Below are 8469 nucleotides of genomic sequence, written 5' to 3' on the forward strand. Positions count from 1 at the left end.
ACTGAGCTCATGCGCCCAAAAGCACACCAGAACTGTCACCCCCAACAACCCACGAACTGTCACCGATGTCCTGAGGCAGAACTGTCACCGATGTCCTGAGACATAACACCCACGAACCGTCGTCGGATGTGCCGAACCGTCGACCGGAACACACGAACCGTCGACCCGAACATGCGAGCCGTCGCGCCTGATCCACCGTGGTCCACCCCTGCGCAACCTCACCCATCGCGCCACCGGGACAGGCACACCAACCGCCACCCAGGGGTAAGCCTCCTGGCTTTACCGCACCGTACCAACCAGCGGCCCGAACTTAAGCACTGCGCCCACGCCGATAACCCGCGGCGGCCGGAGCAGGCCCACCCGGTCCTCAGGATTCATTGAGGTTCGGACTGGAAGGTGTGCATTTCCTGGAGTTCGTACCGGAATGACGTGGGAAGGTGACGGGAAAAGCATGTGTGGGCGGTTGCTTTAACGCATCCGGGGGAGAGCGGTCTCACAGCAGGGAATTCCTGGTGTATGTTGATTCCAGGCGTTTAGGGCGCCGGTACTCCACGCGGTGATTGCGGCGTTGAGTGCATCGTTTCGCACTAGATGAAGGGAATGCGTCATGGGTGAGCTCATTGGAATGGTCGTATTCGGTGGCATTATCGGTGCCCTGGCCAGGCTCATTATGCGGGGTGACCAGAATCTGTCGATCCTGTGGACCATCGTGCTGGGGGCCGTGGGCGCACTGGTTGGTGGCTGGCTCGCGGGGGCGCTCGGCGTGGACGCAACCCCAGGTATCGACTGGATCCGCTGGCTCCTGTCGCTGATCGCCGCCATGATCGCGATCTACATCTACCTGGCCGTTGCGCGCAGGCGGTGAGGCGCGGGCGTGGCGAGGCGGCATGTGGGCCCCTCGCCACGCCGCGTGCCGGCATTCAATTGCGTGGCCCGGGTAATCGAGGTCATTGCTAGTCCGCATATGGCTGCGCGCCAGAATAGGGCAGGCCAACATTTTCTGTCCGCTTCACCGGACGGTCGCACTGGTTGCAGCTGACCGGAATACTGGGTGACGGGACACTGTACATAAGGAGGAGGGAACGGTGCGGTCAGTGATTACTGCCGTTGTCGCGAATATAATCGGTGTGCTGCTCGCCGTGCTCGCGTTGACGCTCCTCGAAGGGGCCATCGAGCTACTAGCGGAGGGTGGCGCCGACGTCGCGGTGGTGCCCTTCCTGATTCCGGCCGCAGGGGTGGTCGCGCTGGCGTCGGTCATCGCGCTGCTGATAGCTCGCCGGCTCTGGTCGTAGTCGCCGGGCCCTCTCCCGGTGCCGCGCGCACGGTGGCCTCGGCGACGGATGTTTCGCACTTTGGGGCGTGATGGCGGGGAGTATGCGGGTGCGGCAGCGGCATCTCGCTGGTGCCCCCCGTGGGGCTCGAACCCACGACCTTCGGATTAAAAGTCCGCAGCTCTGACCAACTGAGCTAGAGGGGCGCGCCCCCGGCCGGGAGTAGAACCCTGACGCGGTCGGCGCCGTCAGCATAGCCGATTCCGCAGCCGCCCCCTGCCGGCGAGCTGTGCGCGCGATCGTGCCCTGCCGCACCTACGAGCTTGCCGCCCTACTGGTCGGTGAGCCATGCATGCGCCATCGGTTCCAGGAAGCGCCTGCGGCAGGCACGTGGGCTGCCCGTGCGTGCGTTGTTCACCACGCGCGCCGGGTGCCACTCACGCTTCCGCTCACCCATGCGGGACAATGCCACCAGCAACGCGAACCGGGCCACTCGCCGTCGACGCGCCGCCGAAACGGCCAACCCGGCAAACACCCGCGGATCACAAGGAGTTCCTATGGCTCGCCAGTTCCATCGCCCCGCCCGACTCGACCCCGAAGCGGCCGAGAACATCGAGGGCAGCGACGACCCCGCCGTCGCCTCCGAACTCGCCCACCGCGCCGCCCAGGCCCTGATCGGCGGCTTCCCCGAGGACGCACCCGAGACCGACGCCTCCGTCGAGCTGATCACCCGCGCCGGCGTGGTAGCCGCCGTCGCCGGCCACGGAGTCGACGCCGTAGCCGAGCTGTGGGCGGACTCCCCGGCAACCACCCTGCCGGGCACGCTCTGGCGGCTGTTTCTCGTGCGCGAGTGGATCCGCCGCGACCCGGAGCTGGTTGAGCGGCGCTACGCCACCGTCGTGGACCTGACCGCCATCACTAGCGAAGCCGCGGCCGCCGCCGCGCGCGTCCGCCTCGACGCGGCCCTGGTCGATGCCCGCCCGGCCCCCGCCCCGGAGGATGTACGTGCTGCCCTGGACGACGTCCTCGCCGGCGGCCTTGCGGGTTCCGTGCCCGCGCTCGTACCCATCCTGACCACCACGTCCGGCTTCCTGCGGGCCCTGGCCGCCGGCTCTAGCCCGGTCTGGATCGACGACGACGCCGACGAGCTGGCACACCGCGTCACCCGCCGCGAATCCGCGCTGCTGGCCACCGCCGACGAACTGGCCGAGGCGGCCCGCCGTGCCGACGTCGGTCTGCTGGACTGAGATTGCCCGACATTGTGCGGGCCCGCACGAACTTCTCGCGCAGGCGCCTGCCGCTTGTCCCGGCGCCGGGCATCGGCGCGTTCCGCACAGGGTTCCTCGGCGCGGTTCACGGCCCGCTACCGGCCTAGACGTGGGACGATTTCCCCATGACGACGCCCGACCCCGAAGCGACCCCCTCCACGAACTCCGCGCCGCTGGCCTCCTTCCTGGGCGGCTGGGCACGCGCGCAGGCCCGGCATGCCGCCGACCCGGGTTCCTCTCCGGTCAGTCCCGAGGAGGCCGATACGCTCGCCGCGGCCTCGGCGCCGTCTGCGGATGCGGGCGACGCCGAGGCGTTGTCCCAGGACGACCTGGACATCATTGAGGATCACGTCATTGAGGCGGCCGATCCTCGCGACTTCGTCGACGATGACGCCGGCCCCCAGTACGAGGACGAGGACTTCGACGAGGATGCCCCCGCTGCCGAGGGCAATCGGGGCGATGACACCGGTATAACCCCGGTCTCGCCCCCCGACGCCAACGAGCAGACCGGCTTCTTCGACGCCGCGGATCCCACGCCGCTGCCCGAGGCCGAGTCCGCCACCGCACACACCTCCACGGATGCCGCGGCCGGACCGGATGCCGCCGGTGACGTCGTCGTCGACGACCCCGAAGCTGACCTGCCGCCGCTGGACTCCTTCACCGACCGCTTCACCGACCGTGAACTCACCTGGCTGGACTTCAACCAGCGGGTCCTGGAGCAGGCCGAGGACCAAGACCTGCAGCTGCTGGAGCGCGCCTGGTTCACCGCAATCTTCTCCTCCAACCTCGACGAGTTCTACATGGTGCGTGTGGCCGGGTTGATGCGCCGCATCAAGGCCGGCATCACACCCGTGCGTGCCTCCGGTCTGGACGCCCACCAGGTTGTCGCCGCCATCACCGAGCGCACCAAGGAGCTCATGGCCAGGCAGGCGGCCCTGTTCCAGGATGACATCCGTCCCAAGCTCGCCGAGCACAACATTGAGATCCTCGACTGGGAACAGCTTGAGCCCGAGCAGGCCGAGAAGATCACTCGCTACTTCCGTCACCAGATCTTCCCCGTGCTCACTCCGCTGGCCGTGGACCCCTCTCACCCCTTCCCCTATATCTCCGGCCTGTCACTGAACCTGGCGGTGCTGCTGCGCAACCCCCGCTCCGGCAAGGAGCACTTCGCCCGCGTCAAGGTGCCGCAGTCGCTGCCGCGCCTGATCACCGTGCCCGGGCGGGAGCTCGACCCCAAGAACAAGCAGGCCGGCACCGCCTTCATCCCGATCGAGATCGTCATCGCCCGGCACCTGGACCACCTGTTCCCGGGGATGGACATCCTCGAGCACCACCTGTTCCGGGTGACCCGCAACGAGAACCTCGAGGTGGAGGAGGACGACGCCGAGAACCTCCTGACCGCCATGGAGAAGGAGCTGGAGCGCCGTCGCTTCGGCGCCAGTGTGCGCCTGGAGGTGGAGGACACCATCAGTCCCTTCGTGCGCCGCTACCTGGTGCGCGCCTTGAACCTGCACGACGACGACGTCTTCGAGCTGCCGGCGCCGCTGGACCTGACCAGCCTCAACCAGCTGCACGACCTGGACCTCCCCGAACTGAAGTACCCGCGGTTCGTGCCGGTGACCGCCGCCGGCCTGGCCCCCCAGGAGTCCAGCACTCCGGGGGACATCTTCGCGGCCATGCGCGAGCACGACGTGCTGCTGCACCACCCCTATGACTCCTTCTCCACCTCCGTGCAGGAGTTCGTCTCGCAAGCGGCGGCCGACCCCAAGGTGCTGGCCATCAAGCAGACCCTGTACCGCACCAGCGGCGACTCCCCGATCGTCGACGCCCTGATTGAGGCCGCCGAGGCCGGCAAGCAGGTGGTGGCGATCGTGGAGATCAAGGCCCGTTTCGATGAGGAGAACAACATCTCCTGGGCCCGCAAACTGGAGCGCGCCGGCGTGCACGTCGTGTACGGCATGGTGGGGCTCAAGACCCACTGCAAACTGCTGCTGGTGGTGCGCCAGGAGTCCGACGGTCTGCGCCGCTACTGCCACGTCGGCACCGGGAACTACCACCCCAAGACCGCCCGCGGGTACGAGGACCTGGGCCTGCTCACTTGCGACCGCGACGTCGCCCAGGACCTGACCACCCTGTTCAACCAGCTGTCCGGCTACGCTCCGCGCGCCCGCTTCCGCCGCCTGCTGGTGGCGCCCCGCACCGTGCGCGACGGGCTCATCGAACGCATCGAACGGGAGATCGCCAACAAGCGGGCCGGCAAGCCCGCCTGGATCCGCATCAAGGTCAACTCGATCATCGACGAGGCCTGCATCGACGCCCTGTACCGGGCCAGCCGGGCCGGCGTCGACGTCGACATCGTGGTGCGCGGCATCTGCGGCCTGCGCGCCGGCGTGCCCGGGCTCAGCGACAACATCCGGGTCCGCTCGATCCTGGGCCGCTACCTGGAGCACTCCCGCATTTACGCCTTCTGCAACGACGGCGAGACCGACCTGTTCATCGGCTCGGCGGACCTGATGCACCGCAACCTCGACCGCCGCGTGGAGGCGCTGGTGCGCATCACCGATCCGGTGATGATCGTCCAGCTCGAGTGGCTGGTCACCCACGCCGCCTCCGACGCGGTCTCCTCCTGGTGGCTGGAGCCCGATGGCAGCTGGACCCGGCACACCCACGACGCCGAGGGCAATCGGCTGGAGGACATCCAGACCACGCTCATGACCCGGGCGCGTTCGCGTCTGCGGAGCGGGCACTGACAGCGGGAATCTCCGGAAATGGCAGATAAGTCCAAAACAGAAGCGGTGATCCGGGCGGCGGGTGCCCTGGTGTGGCGTGAGACGAACGGACACCTGGAGATTCTTCTGGTACACCGTCCCCGCTACGACGACTGGTCCTTCCCCAAGGGCAAGGTGGAGCCGGGGGAGTCGGTGCGCACCTGCGCGGTGCGCGAGGTGGCCGAGGAGACCGGCATCCAGGTCGCCCTCGGGCAGCCGCTGGACACGGTGCGCTACAAGCTGCCCGACGGCGCCCGCAAGGAGGTCCGCTACTGGGCCGGTCGCGAGCTCTCCGGCGACTCTCCGGCCCTGCGCGCCCGCACACCGGTGAGCCCGGCCGATGCGGCGGAGATCGACGACGTCGAATGGGTGCGCTCGAAGAAGGCCCGCACGTTGCTCACTCACCCGGCTGACCGGGATCTGCTCGGTTCCCTGGTGGATCTGTGGGAAGACGGCAAGCTCGACACCTGGACTTTCGTACTGGTGCGCCATGCCCGCGCGGTCAAGCGCTCGGTGTGGAACCGACCCAAGGAGCGGGACGCGGAGACCGACGAGGCGACTCGTCCGCTGACCAAGGACCAGGGGGAGGTGCGCGCCCGGGCGCTGGTGCCGGTGCTGGCCGCCTACGGCGTCGCCCAGGTGATCACCAGCCCGTGGCGGCGCTGCTACGACACCGTCGCCCCGTACACGCAGGCGGCCGGCCTGGAGCTGGTGACCGAGCCGGCGCTGACGGAGGCGGCGCACGCCGCCAAGCCGAAGGCCGCCCGTAAGGTGGTTTCCAAGGTGCTGCGTCGGCGCGACGTGCCGGTGGCCGTGTGCACGCACCGCCCGGTGCTGCCGACCGTCATGGAGGCGATCTCGGACTATGCGCCCGGCAAGCTTCTGCGCTCGGTTCCGGACCGGGACCCGTGGCTGAAGACCGGGGAGATCATGGTGGTGCACATGGCGCGCCGTCCGCGCGGCAAGATCCGCGCCGTGGCCATTGAGAAGCAGCGCCCGGTGCTTTCTGAGGGCCGCTGACGGCGTCCTGCTCTGCGCGGTTTCGGTGCCGTCTAAGGGACGTCGGGCCGGAGAGCGCCAGTCGGCGCGATGGCCGCTCGTGGCGGCTTATGTTGGAGCCCGGGGCCCGTCGCGGCCCGACGTCGCGACCAGGGTAGTACACGCGGCTCGGCTCCTGGCGCGTGTCCGCCCGCCGCGGACGTCGAGAAGCCCTCGCCCTTCCGGCGATGGTGGATGGGTCTCGTAAAGCGGCTCTTCCGGTTTGAGGGTGTGGTGCTTCCGGCGTGGTGGCTTCGGTCCGGGTTGCGGTGGTCGTGGTTGGGGTAGTGAGGTCGGTGTCGGGTCGGCGGGGACGTTCTCGGGGGCGGATGAGGTCGATGTCGGGCCGGCGGGGTCGTGCTCGGTAGGTGCTGGTCTGCCGAGAACGTCCTCGTCATCCCCAAACCCTCCACATGCTGGAGGGTTTGGGGATGACGAGGACGTATTCGACCAGCGCAGGTCGTTGTCGGGCGCACGAGGACGTTTTCGGGCCGGCGAGGGCGTCCTCAGGCCGGTAGGGGCGTCCTCGCCGCCGGCCGGGCGGAGTGCTCGAGGACGCGGGTTGAACCTCCACGGCGCCGGCTCACCACGCCAGAACGCCTGGCCTGGCTGCACTTGGCTGCCGACAGCTCCGGCGCCCGGAAGCGGGACCGTCTGCAACGCCACTTCGCCGTCTGCAACGCCACTTCGGCGTTAACAACGCCAGTTAACCGTCTGCTGAAGGCCCCAGAGGTATACAGCAGAGCGTTAAGTAGCGTTGTTAACGCCCAGCCGGCGTACCAAACACCCCACCCCACGTCACCCCACCCCATGCCATGTCCCAGGACATCGGCAGCACTCCTGCCGCCGCCCCAGACAACCACCACACCCCCAAACCGGAAGAGCCCGTAAAGCATAGGAATCGGGGACCGCAGTACCTCAGCTGAGTTAGATCAGTAACGATAAAGCCAGTCAGGCAAGGCCGGCTTGGGCTCGTATCCATCCGGTGGGGTGACACTCCACCCAAGGCCACGGAGAACATCTGCGGCGGTATCTTGCGACGATGCAACGATGGACTTGGTTTGTTCCAGTCGCCAGTCAGCGCGAGCCTGCGTCAGGGCTTCCATCGCATTGGGCGTGTGATCCACACCGAGGTCCTGAATCGTCATTATCAGGAAGTCTTCCAGCGTAGGCCGCAGCCGCGGACCGCCAGCGGGAAAGTGGACGTCAGAGACGTGCGGTGTTTTGTCAGCGGCACCGCGGCGGCGGACAGCGCGTCGTTGGCTGCCCTTCCCATCCCGAGTCATCAGGAACGTCCAGGCATCCCTGTGGGCGTGTACGTGAAGGTGGGAACAAGGAAGGTTCCCTGCCGGGTGATGCTCGTAGTCAAGGCGGACAAGCCATTCCCCGCCACCGTGTGGGCGCAAGCCGAACTGTGACCGCTCGATGAGCATGTACGGATGCTTCTGAGACAGCGTGCATTGGAAAGAGACCGTGAGGTCAAGCAGGCATCTACCACCTATGGTCAGGTTGATTGCCGCCTCGTCTTCAGGGCGGACGGTGGCGAACCACGGATCATTGCCAGCAACGTTGACCTGAAACTCGGGAGCTTCCACGGTCACCGCCCGGACCGTGTGAGTCAGGCCGTTGGCAAACCGTAAGGTCTGCTCGTCGACGCTATCGGTCATGCTCTAGTAAGAACAGCACGTCATGGTAGGCACCGAATAGCCGCAGGTCTTCCGAGGGGTAGTCTCCGGTGTACTCCTGGGCAAGCGCCGCGTCCAGGCTGCCGAAACGGCGCTCTAATTCATTGACGATGTCTCGTTTGCGGGCCTCTAGCTCCGGGCGTGTAAAGTGTTTTACCACGCCGCGAGGCGGCGCAACTGCAGTGCTCACAGTACATCCCTCCTTTGTGCGGGATTCGCGCGGCGCGCCTTCCCCTCAAGTATCCAAGGCGTGTCAACCCCTCGCTCGCGAGTTATCGGCGTGAACGTGTTGCTAAAGATCGGGATTTTGGTTGCTGTGGTGCGGGGAAGTCGGGGTGATTATGGCCTGGGAGGTTAACCCGGGACGGTGGTTGACTTTCGGGGGTAGATGTGCGGGCCGTGAGAACACGGTCCCCACGAGCAAGGCTCTGCCCGATCT

General features: G+C 67.2%; 7 protein-coding genes and 1 tRNA gene. 5 read left to right on the top strand and 3 right to left on the bottom strand.

Going from position 1 to position 8469, the window contains the following annotated elements:
* Positions 1–607 precede the first annotated feature (607 nt).
* Both DRB06_RS13620 and DRB06_RS13625 read left to right on the top strand, forming a co-directional pair.
* A complete protein-coding gene (locus tag DRB06_RS13620) occupies positions 608–865 on the top strand; it encodes a GlsB/YeaQ/YmgE family stress response membrane protein (protein ID WP_073331050.1) in 258 nt (85 codons plus the stop codon).
* Positions 866–1094: 229 nt separating this feature from the next.
* Positions 1095–1292 carry a hypothetical protein gene (locus DRB06_RS13625; RefSeq protein WP_073331047.1) on the top strand — a complete coding sequence of 66 codons (198 nt, stop codon included), beginning with the start codon at positions 1095–1097 and terminating at the stop codon, positions 1290–1292.
* Between the two features lie 108 nt (positions 1293–1400).
* On the opposite strand, the gene DRB06_RS13630 is transcribed toward DRB06_RS13625, so the two are convergent.
* A tRNA-Lys gene (locus DRB06_RS13630) sits at positions 1401–1477 on the bottom strand.
* Between the two features lie 351 nt (positions 1478–1828).
* Here DRB06_RS13630 and DRB06_RS13635 point away from each other — a divergent pair.
* The 3 genes from DRB06_RS13635 to DRB06_RS13645 all read left to right on the top strand — a co-directional run bounded on the left by DRB06_RS13635 (position 1829) and on the right by DRB06_RS13645 (position 6327).
* Positions 1829–2518: a hypothetical protein gene (locus tag DRB06_RS13635; RefSeq protein ID WP_073331044.1), complete on the top strand. Its 690-nt coding sequence runs from the start codon at positions 1829–1831 to the stop codon at positions 2516–2518.
* Positions 2519–2664: 146 nt separating this feature from the next.
* Positions 2665–5289, top strand: coding sequence for an RNA degradosome polyphosphate kinase (locus DRB06_RS13640; RefSeq protein ID WP_108968861.1), 2625 nt, complete (start codon positions 2665–2667; stop codon positions 5287–5289).
* Between the two features lie 18 nt (positions 5290–5307).
* Positions 5308–6327 (top strand): NUDIX hydrolase, encoded by a 1020-nt coding sequence (locus DRB06_RS13645; protein WP_073331039.1) that lies wholly within the window; start codon positions 5308–5310, stop codon positions 6325–6327.
* A gap of 950 nt (positions 6328–7277) precedes the next feature.
* On the opposite strand, the gene DRB06_RS13650 is transcribed toward DRB06_RS13645, so the two are convergent.
* Both DRB06_RS13650 and DRB06_RS13655 read right to left on the bottom strand, forming a co-directional pair.
* The gene (locus DRB06_RS13650; RefSeq protein ID WP_111820244.1) at positions 7278–8012 is read right to left on the bottom strand and encodes a hypothetical protein; all 735 of its coding nucleotides are present in this window, start codon (positions 8010–8012) and stop codon (positions 7278–7280) included.
* On the bottom strand, positions 8002–8220 hold the full coding sequence (locus DRB06_RS13655; RefSeq protein ID WP_073331036.1) for a hypothetical protein: 219 nt from the start codon (positions 8218–8220) through the stop codon (positions 8002–8004). Before DRB06_RS13655 ends, DRB06_RS13650 begins: the two co-directional genes overlap by 11 nt.
* Positions 8221–8469: the final 249 nt, after the last annotated feature.

The sequence above is a fragment of the Actinomyces sp. Z5 genome, assembly GCF_003287795.1.
In the GTDB taxonomy this organism is placed as follows: Bacteria; Actinomycetota; Actinomycetes; order Actinomycetales; family Actinomycetaceae; genus Actinomyces; species Actinomyces glycerinitolerans.